Origin of the sequence: Diaphorobacter sp. HDW4A, assembly GCF_011305995.1 — a bacterium.
Classification (GTDB): Bacteria; Pseudomonadota; Gammaproteobacteria; order Burkholderiales; family Burkholderiaceae_C; genus Diaphorobacter_A.
On the sequence record NZ_CP049910.1, the window covers coordinates 18278 to 42383 of the forward strand.

The 24106-nt window shown below is 61.7% G+C and carries 17 protein-coding genes; 13 read left to right on the plus strand and 4 right to left on the minus strand.

Translation table 11 applies throughout. From position 1 onward, the window contains the following. Nucleotides 1-5: 5 nt before the first annotated feature. A complete protein-coding gene (gene fdnG, locus G7047_RS00130) occupies nt 6-3071 on the minus strand; it encodes a formate dehydrogenase-N subunit alpha (RefSeq protein ID WP_166299551.1) in 3066 nt (1021 codons plus the stop codon). A gap of 331 nt (nt 3072-3402) precedes the next feature. On the opposite strand from fdnG, the gene fdhD reads away from it, so the two are divergent. The 5 genes from fdhD (at nt 3403) to G7047_RS00155 (ending at nt 10501) form a co-directional block, all read left to right on the plus strand. Next, a complete protein-coding gene (fdhD, locus tag G7047_RS00135; RefSeq protein ID WP_240939324.1) occupies nt 3403-4287 on the plus strand; it encodes a formate dehydrogenase accessory sulfurtransferase FdhD in 885 nt (294 codons plus the stop codon). An 18-nt stretch (nt 4288-4305) separates the two neighbouring features. After that, entirely contained in the window at nt 4306-6828 is a 2523-nt protein-coding gene (locus G7047_RS00140; protein ID WP_166299553.1) for an ABC transporter permease, read from the plus strand. A gap of 63 nt (nt 6829-6891) precedes the next feature. Further along, nucleotides 6892-7722: a hypothetical protein gene (locus G7047_RS00145; RefSeq protein ID WP_166299555.1), complete on the plus strand. Its 831-nt coding sequence runs from the start codon at nt 6892-6894 to the stop codon at nt 7720-7722. Nucleotides 7723-7825: 103 nt separating this feature from the next. Next, nucleotides 7826-8230 carry a group II truncated hemoglobin gene (locus G7047_RS00150; RefSeq protein WP_166311788.1) on the plus strand — a complete coding sequence of 135 codons (405 nt, stop codon included), beginning with the start codon at nt 7826-7828 and terminating at the stop codon, nt 8228-8230. 192 nt (nt 8231-8422) lie between these two features. Next, nucleotides 8423-10501 carry a bifunctional 2',3'-cyclic-nucleotide 2'-phosphodiesterase/3'-nucleotidase gene (locus G7047_RS00155; RefSeq protein WP_166299557.1) on the plus strand — a complete coding sequence of 693 codons (2079 nt, stop codon included), beginning with the start codon at nt 8423-8425 and terminating at the stop codon, nt 10499-10501. Nucleotides 10502-10568: 67 nt separating this feature from the next. Here the strand turns inward: G7047_RS00155 and G7047_RS00160 are convergent, their stop codons facing one another. From G7047_RS00160 to radC, 3 genes are all read right to left on the minus strand, one after another. Next, the gene (locus tag G7047_RS00160; protein WP_166299559.1) at nt 10569-12650 is read right to left on the minus strand and encodes a DUF6531 domain-containing protein; all 2082 of its coding nucleotides are present in this window, start codon (nt 12648-12650) and stop codon (nt 10569-10571) included. Between the two features lie 269 nt (nt 12651-12919). Beyond that, the gene (locus G7047_RS00165) at nt 12920-13576 is read right to left on the minus strand and encodes a Smr/MutS family protein (protein WP_166299561.1); all 657 of its coding nucleotides are present in this window, start codon (nt 13574-13576) and stop codon (nt 12920-12922) included. A gap of 133 nt (nt 13577-13709) precedes the next feature. Then, nucleotides 13710-14468, minus strand: a complete 759-nt coding sequence (radC, locus tag G7047_RS00170) for a DNA repair protein RadC (RefSeq protein ID WP_166299581.1) — start codon at nt 14466-14468, stop codon at nt 13710-13712. A gap of 79 nt (nt 14469-14547) precedes the next feature. On the opposite strand from radC, the gene G7047_RS00175 reads away from it, so the two are divergent. The 8 genes from G7047_RS00175 to G7047_RS00210 all read left to right on the plus strand — a co-directional run bounded on the left by G7047_RS00175 (nt 14548) and on the right by G7047_RS00210 (nt 23855). After that, nucleotides 14548-15027, plus strand: coding sequence for a peptidylprolyl isomerase (locus G7047_RS00175; protein WP_166299583.1), 480 nt, complete (start codon nt 14548-14550; stop codon nt 15025-15027). A gap of 51 nt (nt 15028-15078) precedes the next feature. Next, nucleotides 15079-16068 (plus strand): 4-hydroxy-3-methylbut-2-enyl diphosphate reductase, encoded by a 990-nt coding sequence (gene ispH / locus G7047_RS00180; RefSeq protein ID WP_166299585.1) that lies wholly within the window; start codon nt 15079-15081, stop codon nt 16066-16068. A gap of 236 nt (nt 16069-16304) precedes the next feature. After that, nucleotides 16305-17630 carry a hemolysin family protein gene (locus G7047_RS00185; RefSeq protein WP_166299587.1) on the plus strand — a complete coding sequence of 442 codons (1326 nt, stop codon included), beginning with the start codon at nt 16305-16307 and terminating at the stop codon, nt 17628-17630. 164 nt (nt 17631-17794) lie between these two features. Further along, complete coding sequence (serS, locus tag G7047_RS00190) at nt 17795-19114, plus strand: serine--tRNA ligase (protein ID WP_166299589.1); 1320 nt, start codon at nt 17795-17797, stop codon at nt 19112-19114. A gap of 778 nt (nt 19115-19892) precedes the next feature. Continuing rightward, nucleotides 19893-20192 (plus strand): YkvA family protein, encoded by a 300-nt coding sequence (locus G7047_RS00195; RefSeq protein ID WP_166299591.1) that lies wholly within the window; start codon nt 19893-19895, stop codon nt 20190-20192. A 632-nt stretch (nt 20193-20824) separates the two neighbouring features. Beyond that, entirely contained in the window at nt 20825-21361 is a 537-nt protein-coding gene (locus G7047_RS00200; RefSeq protein ID WP_166299593.1) for a molybdopterin-dependent oxidoreductase, read from the plus strand. Nucleotides 21362-21368: 7 nt separating this feature from the next. Beyond that, the gene (locus tag G7047_RS00205) at nt 21369-22433 is read left to right on the plus strand and encodes a response regulator (RefSeq protein WP_166299595.1); all 1065 of its coding nucleotides are present in this window, start codon (nt 21369-21371) and stop codon (nt 22431-22433) included. 12 nt (nt 22434-22445) lie between these two features. Further along, nucleotides 22446-23855, plus strand: a complete 1410-nt coding sequence (locus G7047_RS00210; RefSeq protein ID WP_166299597.1) for a sensor histidine kinase KdpD — start codon at nt 22446-22448, stop codon at nt 23853-23855. Nucleotides 23856-24106 lie beyond the last annotated feature (251 nt).

Genomic DNA, 24106 nt, shown 5'->3' on the forward strand with positions numbered 1-24106 from the left:
CCTCATTAGATCTTCTCAACCTTCACGAGGAAGGTCTTGAATTCCGGCGTGTTGCTGTTGCCGTCTCCGACGTAAGGCGTGAGCGTGTTGGCCAGATAACCCGGCTTGGTCACGCCCTTGAAGCCCCAGTGGATTGGAATCCCCACGTGGTGCACCATCTTGCCCTCGATTTTCATCGGCTTGATGCGCTTGGTGACCAAAGCCTTCACCTTGATCGCCCCACGCTTGGAGGACACCTTTACCCGGTCGCCCGAGGCAATGCCCAATTCCTTGGCCAGCAATTCGCCGATTTCGACGAATTGCTCCGGTTGCGTGATGGCGTTGACCAGCGAGTGCTTGGTCCAGTAGTGGAAGTGCTCCGTCAAACGATAGGTTGTGCCCACGTGCGGGAACTCGTCCGCCTTGCCGAAGGTTTCCCAGATGTGCGGGAACACCCGTGCCGCCGGCGAGCTGGTGGCCTTGGGGTTGTTCGGGTACATCGGGTTCTTGCCGATCGGCGTGTCGAACGGTTCATAGTGCGTGGGGAACGGGCCTTCGTTCATGCCCTTGCGAGCGAAGAAGCGTGCGACGCCTTCCGGGTTCATGATGAACGGACCATTGCCGGTTTCGGGCGCGATGCCCACACCGGTATCCGGCACGTCAGCACCCACCCAGGCCTTGCCATTCCACTTGATGAGCTCGCGACTCGGGTTGAACGGCTTGCCCGCCACGTCGGCAGAAGCGCGGTTGTAGAGCACGCGGCGGTTCGCTGGCCAGGCCCAGGCCCAGTTCAGCGTGTTGCCGATGCCCGTCGGGTCGGAGTTGTCGCGGCGGCCCATCTGGTTGCCGGCCACAGTCCATGCACCGGCGTAGATCCAGCAGCCCGAAGCCGTGGTGCCATCGTCGCGCAGTTCTGCAAACCCGGAGACTTGCTGGCCGCCCGGACGCAGCACCTTGGTCGGGTCTTTCGGATCGACCAGATCGACCAGCGCCTTGCCGTTGTACTCCTTGGCGATCTCTTCCGATGAAGGATGAGCAGGCTGTGCGTACTTCCAGTCCAGATTCGCAATGGGATCAGGGAACGCGCCGCCGTCCTTGGCGTACATGGCCTTCAGGCGCACGTGCAGCGCCGACATGATGGCCACGTCGGTCTTGGCTTCACCCGGAGCCTCCGCAGCCTTCCAGTGCCACTGCAGCACACGAGACGAGCTCACCACTGCGCCATCTTCTTCAGCGAAGCAGGTGGTCGGCAGACGGAACACCTCGGTCTTGATCGACGCGGTATCCACATCGTTGAACTCGCCGAAGTTCTTCCAGAACTCGGAGGTTTCAGTCGCCAGCGGATCCATGATGACGAGGAACTTCAGCTTCGAGAGGCCATCACGCACGCGGGTGCTGTTGGCCAGCGCCGCAATCGGGTTGAAGCCCTGCGCGATGTAGCCGTTGACCTTGCCTTCGTTCATCAGCTGGAAGTACTGCAGCATGTCGTACTGCTTGTCCAGCTTGGGCAGATAGTCGTAGGCCCAGTTGTTTTCCGCAGTCGCTGAAGCGCCCCACCACGACTTCATCAGGCTGACGTGGAACTTCGGATAGTTCTGCCAGTAGCTCATCTGATTGGCGCGCAGAGGTTTCTGCGTGCGGCTCGTGATGTAGCCCTGATAGTCCTGTTCCCCCTGCATCGGCAGCGTCAGATAACCGGGCAGGCTGTTGGACAGCAGGCCCAGGTCAGTCAGACCCTGGATGTTGGAGTGACCACGCAGCGCGTTCATGCCGCCGCCAGCGATACCGATGTTGCCGCACAAGAGCTGCACCATCGCACCGCAACGCAGGATCTGTGCGCCGGTGGAATGCTGCGTCCAGCCGAGCGCGTACAGGATCGTCGCGGCGCGGCCTGGAACAGCGGTGGACGCGAACTGCTCGCACACGTGCTTGAACTTGTCCTGAGGTGTGCCGCAAACGCTCTCCACGCGCTCTGGCGTGTAGCTCTCGTAGTGCTTCTTCATCAACTGGTACACGCAGCGCGGGTGCTGCAGTGTCGGGTCGGTCTTGACGTAGCCGTCTTCGCCCAACTCGTAGTCCCAGGTTTTCTTGTCGTATACGCGCTTCTCTTCGTTGTAGCCCGAGAAGATGCCGTCCACGAATTCATAGTCATCGCGCACGATGAAGGTGAAGTCCGTATAGTTTTTCACGTACTCGTGATGGATCTTGTCGTTGGCGAGCAGGTAATTGATCATGCCCCCGAGGAACACGATGTCCGAACCTGACCGGATCGGCGCGTAGAAGTCCGCTACCGACGCTGAACGGTTGAAACGCGGGTCCACCACCATGAAGTGCGCCTTGTTGTGCGCCTTGGCTTCGGTGACCCATTTGAAGCCGCATGGGTGCGCTTCAGCGGCATTGCCGCCCATGATCAAAATAACGTCCGCATTCTTGATGTCGACCCAATGGTTCGTCATCGCTCCACGGCCAAACGTCGGGGCAAGACCTGCCACCGTCGGGCCGTGTCAAACACGGGCTTGGTTATCGAATGCGAGCAGGCCCCACGAACGGGCCACTTTGTGTGTGATGTATCCGGCTTCGTTGCTCGCGGCCGATGCCGCCAGCATGCCGGTGGTGAGCCAGCGGTTGACCTTCAAGCCGTCCTTCGTGGAGGCTTCGAAGTTCGCATCGCGGTCGTCCTTGAGGAGCTTGGTGATGCGGGTCAGCGCCTCGTCCCAGGACATGCGCTTCCACTCGTTCGAGCCGGGAGCGCGGTACTCAGGGTACAGCAGGCGGTTGGGGCTATTGATGAAGTCGAGCAGACCTGCCCCCTTGGGGCAGAGCGTGCCGCGATTCACCGGGTGGTCCGGATCGCCCTCGACGTGGATCACCGAGGACTTGGCGTTCTTGCCGCCCGTGCCCAGCGAATACATGAGGATGCCGCAACCGACCGAGCAGTACGTACAGGTCTGGCGCGTGACCGTGGTCGACGCAAGCTTGAACTGACGCACCTCCGCAAGAGCGGCTGTGGGCGAGAAGCCCATGGCCACGAGGCTGGAGCCGACCAGGCCCGCCCCGCTCATGCGGAAGAAGTGTCTTCTGTTCATGTCCATGACAGATCCTCCTTTGGTGTTAGTGGTGAGAAATTCATCGCAGCAGCTTGTGATAACTGGCTTGATTCCGACATCAGCCGATGAGCCGATGCCAAAACCCCCAGTGCCGGTGGGCGCTGGAGGACCAAAAACTGTTCGAAGACACGATGGAAGCCGTTTGCTGCGTCGCAGCAAATCATGAGTGCATGCCCGCTTTCGCGGTGAATGGCTGGATGTGCTGGACATCGTGGCTTGGAGACGAGTTGCGATGATCTTAACTGCTTGAATCAATTCCCTCAATGAGGGGGAGGTCTGGGGGAACTGCCCAGTGGCGCGCTGGTATCGTTGTGGTATGCAAAATTCTGAGAGTTCTTCGTCCGCCGCAACCGCCGCGTCTGCCGCCTGTCCGATGGCGGACATGCCCGGCACGACGCTGCCTTCGCTGGTTCAGGTGCAGGCGCGCCTGTGGTCAGCGGGGAGCGAAGAGGGGCAATGGGTGCCACGCGAGGTCTCGGCCGAGGTGCCGGTGGCCATGGTTTTCAATGGCATTTCGCACGCCGTGATGATGGCAAGCCCCAGAGATCTGGTCGAGTTTGGCGTGGGTTTTGCGATCAGCGAGGGCATTGTCGAGAGCCCGGACGACTGCCGTGACGTCGAAACCGAGGTGCACGGAGCTGGAACGCCCGACGCCAGTTGTGCGGTGCACATGGAGATCGCGTCGCGCCATTTCGCCCGCCTGAAAGATCAACGCCGCACGCTCGCCGGGCGCACCGGCTGCGGGGTGTGCGGGATCGACAGTATTCAGGCGCTCGACCTGCACCCCGAGCAGGTGCCGTCGCCTGCGTGGCGAGAGCAGTTCGGGGTGGCGGCGATCAATGCTGCGTTTTCCGCGCTGTCGGCCAAGCAGGCGCTGAACGCGCGTTCGGGCTCGCTGCACGCAGCCGGCTGGGCCAGGCCCGATGGCACGATCGAACATGTGATGGAAGACGTGGGCCGCCACAACGCGCTTGACAAACTCATCGGCAAACTCGCGCTGGCAAAGGAGCTGGGCACGCCGGGCTTCGTGGTCATGACCAGCCGCACGAGCTACGAGCTGGTGCGCAAATGCGCCCGCGTGGGCATTCCGGCGCTGGCCACGATTTCCGCGCCGACCTCGCTCGCGCTGCAGCTTGCCGATGAGGCGGGCATGCAGCTTTGGGGTTTCTGCCGCCCGCCGTCGGCGGTCCGCTATGTTTGATCGATGGGATCTGCCTTCATGAACATCTCTGCGTGGACTCTGGGCTGGCGCACTCTTTGGCGTGATGTGCGCGCGGGTGAGCTGCGTCTGCTGATCGTGGCCGTGACGCTGGCGGTCGCGGCGCTCACGTCGGTGGGTTTCTTTTCGGACCGCTTGCAGAGCGGCCTGCAGCGTGATGCGCTGCAACTGCTCGGCGGTGATGTGGTGATCGTGAGTGACAACGCCACGCCCGACACCTTTGTGCAGGAAGCCAAAAGGCTGGGCCTGCGCAGCGCGGCGACGCTGAGCTTTCCCACCATGGCGCGCGCGAGCGATGCCCAAGGCGGCGAGAGCAAGCTGGTGGCATTGAAGAGTGTGGACGGCAGCTATCCGCTGCGCGGTCAACTGCAGGTGGCGACCCAGACGGCGCAGCCCGGTGCGGCGACCAAGGACATTCCTGCCGCCGGAGAGGCGTGGGCTGATGCGCCGCTGCTCGAATCACTCGGCATCGCCTTGAGCGACACGCTGCTGCTTGGCGACGCGAGTCTGAAGATCACCCGCATCATCACGCTCGAGCCCGACCGTGGCGCGGGCTTCATGAGCTTTGCGCCGCGCGTGCTGATCAATGCGCAGGATCTGACGGCGACCGGCCTCGTGCAGCCAGCGAGCCGCATCACCTACCGCTTTGCGGTGGCGGGCGATGTGCCGCGCGTGGTGCAGCAATTCAAGGACTTTGCGACGCAACTGGTGGACGGGCACGAGGTGCGCGGCGTGCGCGTGGAATCGCTCGACAGCGGCCGCCCCGAGATGCACCAGACACTGGTGCGCGCGCAGAACTTTCTGAATCTCGTGGCGCTGCTCGCGGCCCTGCTGTCCGCTGTGGCCGTGGCGCTGGCCGCGCGCGGCTTTGCCAACGAGCATCTGGATGCCTCCGCGATGTTGCGCGTACTGGGTCAGAGCCAGCGCACCATTGCCTGGGCCTACGCCATCGAGTTCGCGCTGATCGGTCTGTTTGCCAGCCTGCTTGGCGTGGCGCTGGGCTTTGCGGTGCACTATGTGTTCGTGTGGATGTTCTCAGGGCTGGTCAATGCCGTGCTGCCAGCCGCGACTTTCTGGCCGGTGCTGTTCGGCCTCGGCGTGGGGCTTACGCTGATGTTCGCGTTTGGCCTGCCGCCGGTGCTTCAGCTCGCGCAGGTGCCGCCGCTGCGGGTGATCCGACGTGATCTGGGTGGCTTCAAACCGGCATCGCTCTTCGTGCTGGGGCTGGGCATGGTCGGATTCGCCGTGCTGCTGATGGCGGTGAGCCGCGATCTCAAGCTCGGCGGCATCGCGGTCGGCGGCTTTGCGGCGGCGGTAGTGGTGTTTGCGGCGCTGGCATGGCTGGCGGTCAAGGCGCTGCGGCGCTTGGTGAATGAGGCCACCGCGCCGCGCTGGCTGGTACTCGCCACGCGGCAGATTTCCGCGCGACCGGCCTATGCGGTGGTGCAGGTCAGCAGTCTGGCGGTCGGCCTGCTGGCACTGGTGTTGCTGGTGCTGCTGCGCACTGACCTGATCAGCAGCTGGCAGAAGGCCACGCCGCCCGATGCGCCCAACCGCTTCGTGATCAACGTGTTGCCCGAACAGGCCGAGGGTTTCCAGAACGCACTCAAGCAAGCGGGTGTACAGAAGTTCGACTGGTATCCGATGATCCGTGGCCGCCTTGTCGCGGTGAACGGTAAGGACGTGAGCCCCGACGACTACGCCGAGGACCGCGCCAAGCGCCTCGTCGACCGTGAGTTCAATCTCTCGAACGCGGCACAGCCGCCAGAGCACAACATGATCGTCGGCGGCGTGTGGAAGGCCGAAGAGCAGGGCGCCATGAGCGTGGAGGAGGGCATTGCCACGACGCTGGGCCTGAAGCTCGGCGACATGCTGCGCTTTGACATCGGCGGCATCCAGAACGAGGCGAAGATCACCAGCCTGCGCAAGGTGGACTGGGCGTCGATGCGCGCGAACTTCTTCGTGATGTATCCCGTCGCGAACCTGCCCGATGTGCCTGCAACCTATCTCGCCGCCTACCGTGCGCCCGACAAGCAGGGCTTCGACAACGCGCTGGTGCACGAGTTTCCCAATATCACCAATGTGGACCTGAGCGCCACGCTGCAGCAGGTGCAGACCGTGCTCGGGCAGGTGATCCGCGCGGTGGAATTTCTGTTCGGCTTCACGCTGGCGGCCGGGCTGGTGGTGTTGTTCGCGGCCGTCACTGCCACGCGTGAGGAGCGTGCGCGCGAATTTGCCATCATGCGCGCCATGGGCGCGCGTGGGCGGTTGCTCAGGCAGGTGCAGCGCGCGGAACTGGCGGGTGTGGGCTTGCTCGCGGGCTTTCTCGCCAGCGTGGTGGCCGTGGCTGTGGGCTGGGCGCTGGCGCGCTATGTGTTCGACTTCAGCTGGAGCGCACCGCTGTGGGTTCCCTTCGTCGGCGCGGTGTGCGGTGCGCTGCTGGCACTGGCAGCGGGATGGTGGGGTCTGCGCGAGGTACTGCGCAGACCGGTGGTGGATACGCTGCGGCGCGCGGCGCAGTAAAAGTTTGCACGGAGGCGCAGAGGGCGTGCGGCTCCGTTATGCTCGCCTGCGGTGACTTTTCACATGACTGAGAAATTGACAGAGAATTATTCGGACCTGTTCGCCGATACCAAACCGCTTGAATCGCCGCCCGAACCACCCGCACCGAGTCCATCGGTGAGCGCCGTGGCGGCGGCGCGCCCCGTCTCGTTCTTCCGATGGACGTTCGAGGGAATGCGCGCGTCCTTCCTGCTGCGCCCAAGCATCGCGCTCGATGCCGTTCCAGGTCCGTGGCAGCTCGCCTTTCTGACGCTGATCGCCAGCGGGCTCGATGTGCTGTTCGATCGGCTCTCGCTCTCGGGCGAGGTTCAGTTCAACTACCAGGGTTGGCTGATTCAATGGAGCCTGTGCCTGGTCACGCTTTGGCTTGCCTGGTGTTTTGCGCCGCGTGCGCGACTCGGCGCGGCGCAGGCTGCATGCCGGGTGATCGCATGGTTTGCGCTGCTGACCTGGGCCTTGTTGCTGCCGATGCTGGCTTATTACAGTGTCATGTTCTGGATAAAGATCGCTGACGACAGCGACGTGCCCGCATGGGTGAGCGATTTCTCGATGAGCCTGATCGCCTCGCTCTGGATGTTTGCCGTCATGAGCAAGCTCTCGCGTCACTATTTTGAAAGCTGGCTGCGCGCGTTCGTTCTGGTGCTGGCCGTGTTTGTCGTGACGGCCGTGCTGTTCGCCACGGCCGATGCGGAAACATGGCTTGCAGCGGATTCCGAGGGGGCTCCGGTGGAGGTTGTTCCCGGCGAAGAAGAGTCGGACGATGGTACGGATGAACAGGAGGAGTCGAACACTCCGGAAATGCTGGAAGCGCAGCTTCATGTGCCAGCTTGGAACGCGTCGCCCATCCTGATCTGAGGCGTGGAAACCTGTCATGCAGTGCCATGCATGCAGCGACGAATGCGGGACAATCTTTGCTTGTCTCTCTTCATTCACCTCCCGTCAGATTGCACCGCGCGCCATGCCAGAAGAATCCCCGAATCAAAACACTCCCGCCACGCCTTTCGAATGGATGGGCGGCGAAGCCAAGGTGCAGGCGCTGGTCACGCGTTTTTATGACCTGATGGATCTGGAGCCGGTCTACAAGGAACTGCGCGCGGCCCACGGCCCCGCGTTGGATGACGCAAGGCAGAAGCTGTTCTGGTTCCTCTGCGGCTGGCTCGGCGGCCCGGACTATTATCAGGAACGCTTCGGCCACCCGCGCCTTCGTATGCGCCATTTCCCCTTCGCCATCGGTATCCAGGAGCGCGACCAATGGGTGGCGTGCATGAATCAGGCGATGGAAGAAACCGGTGTGCCGGATGCGCTGCGCGAGCGGCTCAATCAGAGTTTCATGGGGACGGCTGATTGGATGAGAAACAGATAGTTCCCCCTGAGTCGCTTCGCGCCTTTCCCTTTTCTCGCTGCGCAGGAGGGGTTCGCAAGCAGCGCGGCGATGCGGCTCTTGTGCGGCCGCCGCTGGTGAAGGAGGCGCGCCGCAAAGTGAGGTGCTACAGCAACGTCACGGCGGTGTCATGCCAATTTTCCAAACTCCGGGTTTTCTTGTTCAGAGCCCGATATGTCCTCAATTTTCGAGCGCCGCGTTGAATTCTCTTTGTTCATCGCGTCTCGCCGTCACGTGCTTACCGCTGTCGCCGCAGCGTCCTTGCTCGCCGCCTGCGGTGGAGGCGATGGTGACGACGACACATCGCCTTCCACCAAGGCCGCAACCGCCACGCTGGCGGTGTTGGAGACCACCGATCTGCATTTCAACGTGCGCAGCTACGATTACTTCAAGCTGGCCGAGGACAAGAGCTACGGCTTCGAGCGTACGGCGACGCTGGTGCGTGCGGCCCGCAAGGAGTTCGCGAACACGCTGCTGGTGGACAACGGCGACACGATTCAGGGCACGGCGCTGGCCGACTACGAGGCCGTGGTGAAGACCATTCCGTGCATGCAGCAGCTGTCGATGTACAAGGCCATGGGCGCGCTGGGCTTCGATGCGGGAACGCTGGGCAATCACGAGTTCAACTACGGCCTGCCGTTCCTGAATCAGGTGCTTGGCGGCGGCATGGATGTGGAAGGCGTGGACTCCAAGCTCAAGTGCGCGGGCAACGGCTTCCCCGCCGTGCTGGCCAATGTGTACAGCAGCAAGACCAAGAAGCCGCTGGTGGCTCCGTATGCGATTCTTGAGCGCACGCTGGTGGCCAAGGATGCGGACGGCAAGGAGGTGAAGCTGCCGATCAAGATCGGCGTGATCGGCTTCACCACGCCCGGCATTATGAACTGGGACAAGCGTTATCTGGAGGGCAAGGTCTACACGCAGGGCGCGGTGGAAGCGGCCAATCAGTATGTTCCGGAGCTCAAATCCAAGGGTGCGAATGTCGTGGTGGCGCTGCTGCACGGCGGGCTCGATGCCAGCCCGTATTCCGCGTCGATGGAGAACCCGGGGCTGCATCTCTCCAAGGTGCCGGGCATCGATGCGATGGTGATGGGCCACCAGCACAGCGTCTTTCCTGATTTGGCGGTCACGCCCGCCTTCTCGCAGTCGGGGGTGGACAACAAAGCCGGTACGGTCAACGGCGTGCCTGCGGTGATGGCGAGTTCGTGGGGCAAGGCGCTGGGCGTGATCCAGTTGCCGCTCAAGTGGGATGGCAAGGCGTGGAGCGTTGACAAGACCAAGTCGAAGAGCGAGCTGCGCACAATACAGACCGGCAAGGACGCAGCGGGCAAGACCGTGTATGTGGATGCCGACAGCAGCATTGCGCCGCTAGTCGAGCCCCAGCATCAGGCCGCGATCACCTATGTGAAGACACCCATCGGCACCACCGATTTCCGCATGAGCACGCTGTTCGCCGATGTGGGCGATCCGGGTGCGATCCAGATCGTGAATCAGGCGCAGCGTGACTATGTCGCGACCTACATTCAGTCGAACCTCCTGCAATACAAGGACCTGCCGGTGCTTTCGGTGAGCGCACCGTTCAAGTCGGGCTTTCAGGGTGCGGCGGACTACACCGATGTGGCGGCGGGTGCGCTGTCGATCTCGAGCGCGGCCGATCTGTATCTTTATCCGAACACGGTCTATGCGGTGAAGGTCAACGGCGCCGACATCAAGGACTGGCTTGAGGCCGCCGCCAAGCGCTTCAACCAGATCGATCCGACTAAGACCACAGAGCAGCAGCTCATCAGCAGCTTCCCGGGCTACAACTTCGACATGTTCACCACGCCCGACGTGCAGTACGAGATCGACGTGACGCAGCCCGTGGGCGGTCGCATCAAGAACCTCACGTATCTGGGCAAGCCCATCGACGCGGCTAAGGAGTTCGTGATCGCGACCAATAACTACCGCGCGACGAGTGGCAAGAGCTTCATTCCCAAGCTCGACGGATCGTCAACCATCTGGGCATCGCCCGATGCGAACCGCGATGTGGTGATCGACTATGTGAAGAAGAATGCCAAGGTGACGCGCGCCAGCAATGGCAGTGCGAAGAGCTGGAAGTTCGCACAGGTGAAGACTGCTGGTGACGTGGTGTTCAGCTCGGGCGCTGGCGCAATTGCGGTGGCGCAGGCAGCGGGGCTCGCTAACGTGTCGCTGCTGACTGCCGATGATGGCTCGGGCAAGGGCGCGTCCAAGTACAAGGTTGATCTGTCGAAATGATCTGACGCGAAGCAGCGTTTGACTTCAGGCCCGGCAAGGCATCGCGCTTTGTCGGGCCTGATCGTTTTCAGGAGCGCGATGCTTCCTCGGGCTTGGGCAGTCGCTTGTGGGCGATGGCCTCGACATGTCGGGGCGGATGGGTCTTGCCGGGTGTGAACAGCTCGCCCGCGGTGTTGTAGCGGAAGGTCTGCACGCTGCCGTTGGCGTGGGTCAGCTCGACGATGCGGTCCATGCTGTCGTAGGCAAATCGCAGGGTGCCGCCTTTCTTGCCGCTGATCGCGATGAGGCGACCGGCGGCGTCGTAGCGGTACTCGATGCGCTGGCCTGCGGTCTGTTGCAGCAGCACGCGGCCATGGGTGTCGCGTTCGATGAGCAGGTGGTTGTCGGCGGCGTCGCGCAGGTGGATCAGGTCACCGGCCGGGTTGTACTGCCAGACGGTCGGCGGGTTGGCGCCGATGGTGCGCTCCACGCATCGTCCGTGGTTGTCGCGCAGGGTGCGGATGCGGGGCGCTCCGTCACTTTGCTGCTGAATGAGCTGACCCCAGCGGTCATGTTCGAGGTACAGGGTCTGGCCGTCTATGTTGGTGATGCTCGCAAGCAGACTTTCCGGCGTCCATTGCAATTGCAGCTTGTCGCCGCGTGCGTCTTCTATGAGGCTGGGCAGGTGGGTCTCATCATGCGCGTAGCGCAGACGCGTGGTGCGCGTGGCTGCGCCGGTGGAGGCGACGAGGCGGCCGATCAAATCGTATTGGTAGCGGAACTCGGTGCCGCATGCGAGCGTGACGCGCACCAGCTGGCTTTGTGCGTTGTAGACCATCTGCCGTTCCTTGCCGCCGTGCTCGCGCACGCACAGCAGCTGGCCGGTGAGTTCGTCGCGCTCGAAGTATGTGGTGCGGCCTAGTGCGTCAGTGCTCGTGATCAAATGTCCCTGCTCGTCGAATTTGCGGCCCACGCTGCTGCCGTCGGCGCGTTTGAGGCGCACCGCGCGGTGTGCTTCTCCCGATTTCGCGAATTGCAATACTCGCTGGCGATTCAGGCTGTCGGTGATGGTGGTGGTGTTCGATTCCCCATACTGGAAGCGGAGCTTGTGCCCGCCGGAGGTGCGTTGCTCGACAACCTGGCCGTCATCGCTGTAGTCGAACGCGACATCCGAGCGACCGGCGCGTGCATGCATCACGATACGGCCGGGCTGCAGTGTGTGGTATTCGAAGTGGTGCTGCAGCGTTTCGCTGCGTCCATAGACAGCCGCGAGCTCGCCTCGCATGGTGTATTCGTAGCGCACGATGGGGGGCTGGTGCGGTTTGATTGGATGCGCTTCCTGCACATGCGCGTCTCGGATGATGTGCACGCCCAACATACGCCAGCCAAGTTCTGCACCAAAGCCATCGGCCGACTTGCGCACGAGTTGGGGGAAGTATTTCAATTCGAGGCGAAACTGCCTGCCCGAGCTGTCTTCCGCCACCGTCGCGAGGCCTGTGTGCGGATCGTGGCCGAACTGCAGCATGCGGCCAAAGCGGTCGCGAATCACCCGCAGCGGCAGTCGCTGGCCGGGCACGAGCGCCTGATCACGATGCGGCCCGAAGATCCACCAAGGGCCAAGTGCGTGGTGGGCCACGAAGAAGAAGGATGAACGGCGGCGGTCGCCCGGATGCAGGCTGCGCCAGAGCAGGCGCAGCGCGGCAGCGGGATGGCGTGAGCGTGTTTCGAGCTGCTCGCTGCCGCCGCGTACCAACCAGAGCCGGTGTTCGGCGCTGTAGGTCATTTCGCCGGGAGCGAGTGCGGGCAGCGTCAGGTGGCTGGCCGGGCCGTTGTGCAGCACTAGTCCATCGTCGCATAGGCACAGCGAGGCCTCGTGCGGTAGCCACCAGCCGGGGCCAAGCAGCCCGACGGGCGTAGGGGTCTTGTTGTCGCTGTGCTGGCTGGAGTAGCTGCGCGAGATCACCAGTGGCAGCGGATCGGGCAGACACAGATCAAGCTGATCGCGCAGGATCTTCGTGCCCGATTGCAGGTCGATCTCTGCCGCTTCCGGTAGAGCAAACGGGTCTTGTACCTCACTGTGAAAGCGCTGCGAATGCTGAACCTGCAGCAGCAGTTGCTCCATCGGATCGCACCAGAGACTGCGTGCGACGATTGCCGTGTTGTTCGCCATGAAACTTCCCCCTCGATGTTTTTGTCGCATCAAACGCGAGCGCCGATGGTCGCGCGAGCGAGCGAAAAACAGGGAGGGATTGGCTCAATGACTCATGAATGCTCACTCACTGTGACACGATCTCAATCTCGGTTACGAGGTAGAAAGAGGCCGGGTTGACGAACTGTGCGGACTCCGTTGTTCACGGAACTACTGATGTCGGCAATGTCTGAAACTGGCGCGATCCAGGCGAGAGAGGGGGAAGGCGCGAAGCGACTCAGGGGGCGTCCTTATCGGCGCTGCGACGGCTGGAGCAGCACGACAAGTGCACCTGCTCCACCTTCTGCGGGCCTCGCCTGAACAAAGGCCAGCACTTCCTTTTTTTGTACCAGCCAGCTTTGCACGCGGCCCTTGAGCACCGGCATTTTTCCGGGCGAACCGAGGCCTTTCCCATGTACCACGCGCACGCAGCGGATACCGGTGCGAAACGACAGCCGGATGAATTCGCCGAGCGCCTCGCGGGCCTCGTCGGTGCGCAGGCCGTGCAGATCAAGCTGGCGCTGAATGCTCCAGTGCCCGGCGCGCAGCTTGTTTGTCACATCAGGGCCGATGCCAGGGCGGCGAAAACTCAGCTGATCGTCGGTGTCCAGCAGCGTGCTCACGTCGAAGGCGTCGCTGAGCGATTCGCGCAGCACGCGTTCCTCATCGAGTTCGCGCTGCACGGGCAGGGGCTCGGGCGGCTCAGGGGTGTACCACAATCGGTCGCTTTGTCCGCGCAGGGCCTTGACGTTTCCAATGGCTTCGCGAAACAAGTTCTGCTCGCGTTGCGCCTTGCGATGCGCCTCGGCCAGCGCGTGCTTGCGAGCCGCCTCTCGCTCGGCAGCCTCTGCAATGGCTTTGCGCAGGGATTTGAGGTCGGCGAGAGAGCGGATTTTGATGTCTGACATGGCGCGGAGAAGAACAATAGCGTTTTTACCGCATTGAAGGAGCCTCCTCGACCGCCGGGGTGAAAAATCGCACCCGATCGATTGCATTGATGGGCGCGGAGTCTGTCGCAGATCCGCTGGCCCCGCGCCGGCGCTACATGTGACCAGTTTCCGCCATGGAGAGCGCAGCGCCAGGGGCGATGATGAAATGATCCAGAACGCGCACATCCACCAGCGCCAGCGCTGATCTGAGCAATTGCGTGAGCTGGATATCCGACGGACTTGGATGGGTGCTGCCGCTTGGATGGTTGTGGGAGAGGACGACAGCGGCACAGTGGTGGTGCAGGGCGCGAACGACGATCTCCCGGGGATAGACGCTGGTCTGCGTGAGCGTGCCGCGAAACAGTTCTTCCATCGCGATGAGGCGATTCTGGCTGTCCAGAAACAGCACCATGAAGACTTCGTGGTTCTTGGCGGCCAGATGCAGTTGGAGGAATTGCTTGACGGCTTGAGGTGAGTCAAAAACCGTGTCCCTGCACAGCTGTTCGGCCAAGGTTCGTCGTGCCAATTCGAGGATGGCGGCCAATTCTGCGCGTTTGGCGGGTCCGAGCCCCTTGATTTTCTTGAGATCGCTGCCGCTTGCGTTCAGAAGGCCCGAGATACCGGAAAATCCAGTGGTCTTCACGTCAGAGTGGTGCGGTGTTGCTTCGGCTACCCTGGGCACTGTCTGCCTTGGATTGGGAACAACGGTATCGGGGGTGATCAGCTCCTGCGCGAGTTGCAAAACGCCTTTCCCCTTGATTCCAGTGCGCAGCACAATCGCGAGCAATTCCGCATCACTCAAGGCCTGCGGGCCACGGGAGAGCAGTTTTTCGCGGGGGCGGGATTCGGCGGGGAGGTCTTTGAGGGGCATGTCAACACCGCTTTCTTTAGGCGGACTCATAAGGGAATCCCCGATTTTTTACAATGGTGGCTGTTTTGCGAGGCCATTCATGTCAAGTTCCACTCCCGTTTCCGATTCCGCCGTGCCTACGGTGCAACCCGGCTCGTTCCTTACACTTCACTATCGACTGGCGGGGCCGGCCGGTGACGTGATCAATACTTTTGGTGGTCTGCCCGCCACACTGTCGCTCGGAACTGGCGAACTTGCACCGGCGGTCGAGGAGCGCATGCTGGGCATGGCCGAAGGAGCACGTGCCACGTTCGAGCTGCCTGCGGGCGCGGCCTTCGGCGAGCGCAACCCCGACATGCAGCAATGGCTTGCGCGCAAGGCGCTCAACGAGCTGGGCGATCCAATGGAGCAGTACACCATCGGCGATGTGGTGCAGTTTCCCACGCCCGACGGCACAGGTACCTTCGCGGGCACGGTGCTGCAAGTGCGTGAGGGCGACAAAGCCGTGCTGTTCGACTTCAGCCATCCGCTGGCGGGACTGCCCGTGACTTTTGAAGTGCAACTGATCGGCGTGCTCTGAGCCGCATCCGCACGACATCACCAACATAGAAGAAGCGACCCACGAGACCCCATGCAAAAACCCCAGGAAATCGTTCTCGCCGAGCCGCGCGGCTTCTGCGCCGGAGTGGACCGTGCCATAGAGATCGTCGAGCGCGCGCTGCAAAAGTTCGGCCGCCCGATTTATGTGCGTCACGAGATCGTGCACAACACCTATGTGGTGAACGACCTGAAGAACAAGGGCGCGATCTTTATTGAAGAGCTGGATGACGTGCCCGCAGGTGCGACGCTGGTCTTCAGCGCCCATGGCGTGAGCAAGGCCGTGCAGCGCGAAGCAGAGGCGCGCGGCTTCCAGATTTTCGATGCAACCTGCCCGTTGGTGACCAAGGTGCATGTGGAAGTGGCCAAGCTTGCCAAGGAAGGCTACGAGTTCATCATGATCGGCCACAAGGGGCACCCCGAAGTGGAAGGCACGATGGGCCAACTCTCCGAGGGTATCCATCTGGTCGAGGACCTGGAGGACGTGGTCACCGTGGCGCCGGGGCAGACCGAGCGTCTGGCTGTCGTGACGCAGACCACTCTCTCGGTGGACGATGCCGCCGCCATCACCGCCGCCGTCCGCGCACGTTTTCCGAGCATCCGCGAGCCCAAGCAGCAGGACATCTGCTACGCCACCCAGAACCGTCAGGACGCCGTGAAATTGCTGAGCGGCCAGGTCGATCTGGTGATCGTCGTCGGCAGTCCCACCAGTTCCAACAGCAATCGCCTGCGCGAGCTGGCAGCGCGTCTGGGCACACCGGCCTATATGATCGACAGCGCAGATGAACTCAAGCACGAGTGGTTCGACGGCATCGCGCGCGTGGGTCTCACGGCCGGCGCGTCGGCACCTGAGGTGCTGGTCAAGGACGTGATCCACCGCATCAAGGAGTTGGGTGCGACGTCGGTGCGCAAGATGGATGGCGTGGAGGAAACGCTCAAGTTCCCGCTGCCCAAGGGCCTCAAGATCGATGCTGCGACCGGCCTCGAAATCGAAGTGCGCAAAGCCCCGGAGACTGGCCGCTGAGACTTTTCAGTGGCTGATGCGACAATACAACGCTTGAATGAAGCTCCTTAATTGAGAGCATCAAGCGTACAGCCCGTGTAGGATTGCATCGCAATTTCCTCAAATTTTCATGAACGCGGCCACAACGCGCACTATGATGCCCGTAGCGCGCGCCGGGTACTCGTTCAGCCGGGGTCGCGCAAATTCATACAATTTGGGCTTCTCTACACCGGGGGAGTACATCGGTCTCCCTGATCATGGAAATAGCAATACTGTTCGCCCTCATCCTGCTCAATGGCTTGTTTGCCATGTCCGAGCTGGCCTTGGTTTCTGCGCGCAAGACGCGTCTGCAAAAACTTATCGATGAGGGCGATAGCGGCGCCAAGGCAGCCGTCAAGCTGGGTGAAGATCCCACGCGTTTTCTCTCCACCATCCAGATCGGCATTACTTCGATCGGCGTGCTCAACGGCATTGTCGGCGAAGCGGCTCTGGCGCAGCCGCTCGGCATCTGGCTCATCAAGATGGGCATGGAAGCCAAGATGGCGGGCTATGTATCGACCGGCCTGGTCGTGGTGCTCATTACCTATTTCTCCATCGTCATCGGCGAACTCGTGCCCAAACGTCTGGGCCAGAGCTACCCTGAGACGCTGGCGCGCATCGTTGCACGCCCGATCAACTGGTTGGCGATTGCTACCAAGCCGTTCGTGAAGCTGCTCGCTGGCTCCACCGTGGGTCTGCTGCGTGCACTGGGCGTGAAGGAAGGCTCTAACAGCGCGGTGACCGAGGATGAAATCCACGCCGTGCTGGCAGAAGGCACAAGTGCGGGCGTGATCGAAACCCATGAGCACGAGATGGTGCGCAACGTGTTCCGCCTCGACGACCGCCAGATCGGTTCGCTCATGCTGCCGCGTGGCGATGTCGTTTACCTCGATGTCGAAGATTCATTCGAGGCCAACCTCAAGCTGGTGGAAGAGTCCGACCATGCACGCTTTCCCGTGGTGCGTGGCAGCATGGAAAACGTGCTGGGTGTGATCAATGCGCGCCAGTGGCTGGCCCGTGCGGTGCGCGATCCGGCAGCCCGCGATCTGGTTGACCAGCCGCTCAAGCCTGCGCTGTACGTGCCCGAAACCATCAACGGTCTGGAACTTCTCGACGAGTTCCGCCTGTCCGACGTGCAGATGGCCTTCGTCATCGACGAATACGGCGAAGTGCAGGGCATCGTCACGCTGCAGGACCTGATCGAGGCCATCACTGGTGAATTCCAGCCGCGCGACCCAGAGACGTCCTGGGCCGTGCAGCGCGATGACGGCAGCTGGCTGCTCGACGGCCACATCCCCGTGCCGGAACTCAAGGACCGCCTGAATCTGGCCAGTGTCCCCGAGGAAGATCGTGGCCGCTACCACACGCTCAGCGGCATGCTGATGTTCCTCACCGGCAAGCTGCCCGCCGAGACCGACGCGGTGCAGTGGGAAAACTGGCGCTTCGAGGTCATCGACATGGATGGCAAAACCATCGACAAGGTGCTCGCTACCCGTGTGCCCGAGCCGGAGATCGATCTGTCGACGGAATCGATTTCAAACTGATTGGTGAGTTCCAAGCGATACATGCAAAGCCCTCTTCGGAGGGCTTTTCGCTGCACCTGCCACACCCGGTGCCCTCCCGCAACGTCGCGAATGGGCATCGGCGACACGGCGAATTTCTGCCGCTTGGCGCCCCGCTTCGGCCGCTCCATTAAAATCGGCGGTCTATGCTAGACATCCTCCAACTCCGTAAAGACCTCGATTCGGTCGTCGCTCGTCTCGAGACCCGCAAAAAGCCACAGGCATTCCTGAATGTGGACGCTTTCAAGTCTCTGGAATCCGAACGCAAGACCATCCAGCAACGCACGGAGGAACTGCAGGCCAAGCGCAATACGCTGTCCAAGCAGGTCGGCATGCTGATGGGCAAGGGCGAGAAGGACGCCGCGGAAGCCGCCAAGGCTGAGGTCGCGGCGCTCAAGGGCGAACTAGAGTCGTCGGCCACGCGCCTTGAGCAGATCCAGTCGGAAATGCTCGGCATGCTCCAGGCCGTGCCCAATCTGCCGCACGAAAGCGTGCCGGTCGGCGCCGATGAACACGCCAACGTCGAAGTGCGCAAATGGGGCACACCGCCTACATTCGCCTTCGAGGCCAAGGACCACGTCGACGTCGGCACGCCGCTTGGCCTTGACTTCGACATGGGCGTGAAGCTCTCGGGCGCGCGTTTCACCGTGATGAAGGGTGGCATCGCCCGTATGCACCGCGCGCTCGCGCAGTTCATGCTCGACTTGCAGACCGGCGAGCACGGCTACACCGAATGCTACGTGCCCTACGCCGTGAACACCGATTCGCTGCGCGGCACCGGCCAGTTGCCCAAATTCGAAGGCGACCTGTTTGCCGCGAAGAAGGGCGGCCAGGATGGCGAGCCCGTGCCCGACAACTCGGCGCTCTATCTGATCCCGACCAGTGAAGTTCCGCTCACCAACTTTATGCGCGACGTGATCGTCACCGAAGCCGAGCTGCCGATCCGCCTTACCGCGCACACGCCGTGCTTTCGTTCCGAAGCTGGCAGCTACGGCCGTGACACGCGCGGCATGATTCGCCAGCACCAGTTCGACAAGGTCGAGATGGTGCAGATCGTGCATCCAGAGAAGAGCTACGAAGCGCTGGAAGAAATGACCCGGCATGCCGAAACCGTGCTGCAGAAGCTCGGCTTGCCCTACCGCGTGATGTCGCTGTGCACCGGCGACATGGGCTTCGGCGCTGCCAAGACCTACGACCTCGAAGTCTGGTTGCCCGGCCAGAGCGCCTACCGCGAAATCAGCTCGATCTCCAACTGCGAAGCCTTCCAGGCACGTCGCATGCAGGCACGTTTCAAGAACGCCGCTGGCAAGAACGAACTGGTTCATACCTTGAACGGCTCGGGCCTCGCAGTGGGCCGCACGCTGGTGGCGGTGCTTGAGAACTATCAGAACGCTGATGGGTCTGTGACTGTGCCTGAGGTGTTACGTCCTTATATGGGTGGGGTGGTTGCGCTGACTGCGGGCTGATTCTCTTTGCTCCATTTTCTTGGCGCGGCTTGGGTTTTTTGAGAGCTGCTGGCCGGGAGTTCCGCCCGGCGGCGGAGTTACCTTTTGCTTGCGCGCAAAAGGTAACCCAAAACGCGCTTTGAAAACCCGCGGCAGAACTCGCTTTGTGCTTCGCGCGCCGCTCGGACAACCGCCGCGAGTCAGTGTTTAATTAAGAGGTGTGGTCGGCACGTCGCTGCGCTCGTGCCGTGCATCTCGCGACTTCGCGAGATGTTGGGGTGCAGGAGCGGCGTGATTTGCGAGCGGCCGTTTCAGCATTGCACACTCAAAAGCGCAGTGGGCATTTGGCACCGAACCCCTCTCCACAGACACCCAGCACGAGCGCAGCAATGTGCCGCAAGCACCTTTTAGTAAACCTCTAGCTCGCGGCGGTTGCCCGAACGGAGCGACGCAGTCGCGCAGTGAGTTCTGCCGCGTGCCCCCGCATTGAAAGCGCGTTTTTGATTACTTTTTGCGCGTATGCAAAAAGTGATTGCCCCGCCGGGGCAGTCCCGGCCTCAGCCCTCAATCACCCAACATCCCCCAAAAAGACAACGACCCTTCCAAGTCGTTACATATAAAAAAAATAATAAAAATCGACAATCTCTTGTTATCCCCCACCCCGCCCACACGTTATTCCGTCAGCCACAGCCGATCTTTCCCTCCGCCCCTCATTGGGAGAATCAAGCGAAGAAACATCAGCCCAGAGCAAGCAAACCAAGAGTTAGTATGTCTGTCATCCACCACCGGAGGTACCACCATGTGGAAGCTGGGTCGATTGTTCACCATGTTTCGCAAGGAGCTGCTGCTCGCCTGGGCCGTCTTGCGTGACCCGCGCGCGCCGAAGGCCGCCAAGCTTGTGACGGTGTTGGCCGCGCTCTATGTGGTGAGCCCCGTGGATTTCATCTCCGACTTCATCCCCGTGTTGGGGTGGTTGGACGATGGGCTGATTGCTTATTTTCTGCTCCAGCTGGCATTCAAGTTCCTGCCGCCCGAACTATTGGCAACGCTGCAGTCGCGCGTGAGTTCGCGAACGCAGCAAGCGAAGGCGGCCCGCTGATACTGCATCAAGCAGCGCACTTTCACGTTCCTGTTGCGAACGAGCCGCCCTGTCGTTCCTGAAGAATGAACCGGTTCACGGCCTGTTTTGGCCGCAGGGAGTGAGGTGCCTGCTCCGTGCGTCTTCTGATCCTGGCAGGTCTCGCTGCAGGTTTCGGCACTTTCCCATTGGACATCAAAGCAGCAGGAAAACACTGGCAGTGACTGCGGCATGCACGCGCGCCAGGTGTTCTCCCGGTCAAGTTCGTAGTGGACCGGTCCGTTGAAGATCCGCGCCGCTCTGTGGCGACTGTGGGGGGATGCTGATTTTTCGGAAGCCTATTTGAATTCTGCAACCCGTATTGCTGATTAATGAGAGTGAGTGCAGACAAACCATTTTTATGGCGAATGACGGGGTCCACCGGAGCAGATATTTTCAGGTCCAGGGAACTCCAACGCGAAGGTTTTTTGGTAAGTTATATTGTCCAAAATACCGTATTTAAGTGATATGCAAATAGCAACTCGGGGTATCTAATGGATACATATTTGCGAACGATCACTTGAATTCAGTAGGTTTTGAGGTTCCAGTGAACGCGCACCAATGACTGGGCTCGGGAGCGAGCTCGCAACAGGGGTGATGGGGTGGCTGGAAACATGGCAACCGAGTCCAGACAGGTCTGGATCAAGAGAAGAGGGCTGCGATTTGCGGCCATGGCGTGGTGGTGCGTCGGCGGCTTCGCGGTAGCCAGGGCGGAAGTTGCGGTTCCGACGGGTAATCTCGAAATTCTCTCTCCATCTCGTGAGCCCGTGACGGTGAGCGCCAGGCAGCTTGCTTCCTTGCCTCAGCAGTCCGTCCGGACGGTGACGGCGTGGACCGACGGCGTGAAGACCTTCACCGGGCCGCTGATGACCGACGTGTTCAAAGCGGTCGGCATCAGCTTGAGGTCAGGCAGCATCGTGCAGGCCAAGGCGCTCAATGGGTATGTGATCACGATTCCTTCCGAGGACTTTGTGCGCTGGCCAGTGATCGTTGCGTGGTCCATGGATGGCAGTGTGCTCACGCGGCGTGACAAGGGTCCGCTGTGGATCGTCTACCCGCGCAGCAGTGACAGCACGCTACGCGATGCCAAATACGACCACCGTTGGGCTTGGCAGTTGCGACAGTTGACGGTTCAGTCCGTCGGGCTATGAGGCGGCCATGAAAAATCCATCCATGTGCGCATTCTCAATCCGTCCCGTCATTTTGTGCGTGGAAGACGAGCCGTCCCTGCTGCGTGACCTCTGCGACGAACTGCGCGCGGCAGGCTATGAGCCCATTGGGGTGCCCGATGTGGCGAAAGCGCAGAACCTGTTGACACAATTGACTCCGTCGATGATCGTCTGTGATATCAACCTGCCCGGGAAAAGCGGGCTTGAATTCATGTCCGAACTGCGTACGGGAGATTTGTTGCGCGATGTCCCGTTCATGCTGCTCACCGCGCTGGCAGATCGCGAGCATGTGCTGCGCGGCAAATGGGCCGGGGCGGACGACTATCTGGTCAAGCCGGTGGACTACGACATTCTGTTGGCAAGCGTCGCATCGCGTCTGGCGCAGGTGGGGCGCATGCAGTCCAACTACCTCACGCAATTGCAGCAACAGTCGAACGAGCAACTGCTGCAATGGACCAATGTGCTCGACAAAATCAGTCACTGCGCGCTGGTGTGCGATGCGGCGCTGGGGGTGCGTTTCGCCAATCGTGCTGCCTACAGTCTGTGCCGCGATGCGGAGCACGGTCTGCTGTCGGTGGGCGGGGCCGGGCAGATCGTGCTGCACGGCGACATCGTCCAGCATGCGGATGTGCGCCAGTTTCTGATCGGAGACCGAGAGGCTGCAAAGGTGGATATCACCTCGCACGGAGCGACGCCCAAGAACTGGCAGGTCTCTCTGCTGGCCCTTGGCGAGCGCAGGGCGTCGCAGGCGCGGCGCGATGAGTCGTTTGTCGTCTTTCTGTCGGACCTGTCACAACGCCATCTGCACAACCGCGCAGGGCTGGCGCGGCGCTTTTCGCTCACGCCCACCGAAATGCAGGTGGCCAGTCTGCTCATCGATGGACTTACCAAGCAAGAGATGAGCGAGCAGATGAACGTCAGTGCGGCCACCATGGCCTATCACCTGCGCAATCTTTTCAGCAAGACCGACACCAAGCGCCAAGCCGAACTGGTGGCCATGCTCATGTCCGTGGCGTGGAACGATATCGCCATGCCTGCTTCCGCGCGGCATTGATGGCGCTGCGTGATGGAGTCTTTGGCCGTACCGCCTCCGATCCTTGACACCAGACGGGCGCGTCGGCGCTGGGTGCTGCTGCTGGGCATCGCGCTGCTGTTCTTCGCGTTCAGCGTTGCGGTAGCGTGGCAATTGGTGGTGTTGTACGGCAAGCTCAATATTCGTGAAGCCAAGAACACGCTGTGGAGTCTCTCGCAGGCGCAGAACCACGGCACTCAGCTTGAGCGCGACGACGAGCGGTTTCGGCAGGGCCTCATCAGCCGCGACGAGCTGTCGCTGCAGGAAGACCTGTTCTTCAGCCGTCTGACCGTACTGAAGGATGGCCCGCAAAAGCGCTTGCTCGAGCACTTCGATCATGAGCACGCAGTGCTCGCGGCGGTGGATCATTTTCTGGCGGTGGACACCGGCTCGATCGTCGACCAGCCGCGCGATTCAGATGTACACCGGGCACTCTCGGCGCTGACCCGCGCACTGGCCGCTGCAGGCAATCAGGTCATGGTGGTGGAGCGAGACGAACGCAGTCAGCAGCTCGAGCAGATCGGCGAGCTGATCCGGGCGGCGTTTGCGGCGTTTTCGGTGGTGCTGCTCACTGGGGGCGTGCTCGTGTGGCAACTGCTCAAATCGCATTCGCATCAGCGCAAACAATTGCGCATCATCGCCGAGCAACGTGACACGCTGCAGCTCACCGTGCACCAGTTGCATCAGGCACAGCTTGCCACCGAGACCTATCGCAACTTCGTCTCGCTCGTGTCTCACCAGTTCCGCACGCCGCTTGCCGTGATCGACTCCACCGCGCAGCGCCTCATGCGCACCGCGCGCAGCGCGCCAGATTCGGGCTTTGCCGACTCTGAACTCGTGCTCGAGAAGATGAACCTCACGCGCAGCACGGTCGAGCATCTGAACAAACTGATCGACAGCGTGCTCACCAGCGTGCGTCTCGATAGTGGCGCCGTGCGCCTGCAGGCCCAGCCACTGAACATGGCCGAGCTTATGGGGCGGGTGATTGCCACCAACGCACACCTGTTGCACGAGCGCCCTCTGCTCATGGAGACTGAGGGCAACGCCCATGACTACGTTTGCATGGGCGACCCCAATCTGCTGGAACACGTGCTGCAGAACCTGCTCTCCAATGCATGCAAGTACACAGAGAGTGGCACGGCGATCTCCGTCTCCCTCGCCCGTGCAGGCGACAGGCACATCGTTTGCACGGTGCGTGACTGGGGGGATGGCGTTTCCGAGGCGGAACTCCCCTTGCTGTTCGAGCGCTTCTTCCGCTCAGAGCAGGCCCGCTCGGCCGATGGCACAGGTCTTGGGCTCTATCTGGCACGCTCCATCGCGCAGCTGCATGGCGGCGACATGCACGCCAGTCTGGCAGAGGGCGGCGGCTTGGCGGTGCATCTGCGGATTCCCGCGTCGCGCTGACCGATTCCGGTTTGCCGAGGTGTGGGGCTTCCCTTGGGTGCCCGATGCATTTTTCTTTGCACATCTGCGTTTTCCCATCCGAACGGATGGGGCGCATTCTTTTTTGATTTTTTAACATTCGTTTACACCCACTCTCGGGCTGGTTGCGCGTGCGCACCAGCCGTTTGGCGAGCCATGCACACGGCGTCGCTGGCAAAACGGCGTCTCAAGACAGGAGTCGGTGAAGCGGGACGTGTGCTCGGTATGCCAGG

What these genes read in the sequence shown, in the direction of transcription:
- fdhD (WP_240939324.1), top strand. Translation starts at nt 3,403, where the DNA reads ATGCAAAATTCTGAGAGTTCTTCGTCCGCCGCAACCGCCGCGTCTGCC.
- G7047_RS00140 (WP_166299553.1), top strand. Translation starts at nt 4,306, where the DNA reads ATGAACATCTCTGCGTGGACTCTGGGCTGGCGCACTCTTTGGCGTGAT.
- G7047_RS00145 (WP_166299555.1), top strand. Translation starts at nt 6,892, where the DNA reads ATGACTGAGAAATTGACAGAGAATTATTCGGACCTGTTCGCCGATACC.
- G7047_RS00150 (WP_166311788.1), top strand. Translation starts at nt 7,826, where the DNA reads ATGCCAGAAGAATCCCCGAATCAAAACACTCCCGCCACGCCTTTCGAA.
- G7047_RS00155 (WP_166299557.1), top strand. Translation starts at nt 8,423, where the DNA reads ATGTCCTCAATTTTCGAGCGCCGCGTTGAATTCTCTTTGTTCATCGCG.
- G7047_RS00160 (WP_166299559.1), bottom strand. Translation starts at nt 12,650, where the DNA reads ATGGCGAACAACACGGCAATCGTCGCACGCAGTCTCTGGTGCGATCCG.
- G7047_RS00165 (WP_166299561.1), bottom strand. Translation starts at nt 13,576, where the DNA reads ATGTCAGACATCAAAATCCGCTCTCTCGCCGACCTCAAATCCCTGCGC.
- radC (WP_166299581.1), bottom strand. Translation starts at nt 14,468, where the DNA reads ATGCCCCTCAAAGACCTCCCCGCCGAATCCCGCCCCCGCGAAAAACTG.
- G7047_RS00175 (WP_166299583.1), top strand. Translation starts at nt 14,548, where the DNA reads ATGTCAAGTTCCACTCCCGTTTCCGATTCCGCCGTGCCTACGGTGCAA.
- ispH (WP_166299585.1), top strand. Translation starts at nt 15,079, where the DNA reads ATGCAAAAACCCCAGGAAATCGTTCTCGCCGAGCCGCGCGGCTTCTGC.
- G7047_RS00185 (WP_166299587.1), top strand. Translation starts at nt 16,305, where the DNA reads ATGGAAATAGCAATACTGTTCGCCCTCATCCTGCTCAATGGCTTGTTT.
- serS (WP_166299589.1), top strand. Translation starts at nt 17,795, where the DNA reads ATGCTAGACATCCTCCAACTCCGTAAAGACCTCGATTCGGTCGTCGCT.
- G7047_RS00195 (WP_166299591.1), top strand. Translation starts at nt 19,893, where the DNA reads ATGTGGAAGCTGGGTCGATTGTTCACCATGTTTCGCAAGGAGCTGCTG.
- G7047_RS00200 (WP_166299593.1), top strand. Translation starts at nt 20,825, where the DNA reads ATGGCAACCGAGTCCAGACAGGTCTGGATCAAGAGAAGAGGGCTGCGA.
- G7047_RS00205 (WP_166299595.1), top strand. Translation starts at nt 21,369, where the DNA reads ATGAAAAATCCATCCATGTGCGCATTCTCAATCCGTCCCGTCATTTTG.
- G7047_RS00210 (WP_166299597.1), top strand. Translation starts at nt 22,446, where the DNA reads ATGGAGTCTTTGGCCGTACCGCCTCCGATCCTTGACACCAGACGGGCG.